General features: G+C 46.2%; 1 protein-coding gene. It reads left to right on the top strand.

The features are described 5' to 3' along the window. On the top strand, window positions 1-277 hold a 277-nt coding region (locus tag OQJ75_RS22490), incomplete at its 5' end, for a transposase (protein WP_265974986.1). Window positions 278-329 lie beyond the last annotated feature (52 nt).

A 329-nucleotide genomic window follows, 5' to 3' on the forward strand; every position in this document is an offset into this window, starting at 1 on the left:
TTGGTTGGGGCTTGTGCCAAGGCAATTCTCAACGGGAGGAAAGACCAAGCTACTTGGTATGAGTAAACGAGGGAATAAACACCTCAGAACTCTGTTTATCCATGGCGCAAGGGCTGTACTCTCTAGACTAGAGACGACAGGGAAAGTGTTTGGAGAATGGCTTGTGAACCTACGAGCCACCAAACCATTTAATGTAGTGGTAGTCGCATTAGCCAATAAGCTAGTGAGGATAGCTTGGGCGGTGTTATATCACCGCCAAGCTTTTAAGGCTGTTTAGCTATAACCAAGTTTGCAACGCCAATGAACGTGATGACAAAAACGGTCAATCG

It is taken from the genome of Vibrio sp. 14G-20 (assembly GCF_026241515.1).
Classification (GTDB): domain Bacteria; phylum Pseudomonadota; class Gammaproteobacteria; order Enterobacterales; family Vibrionaceae; genus Vibrio.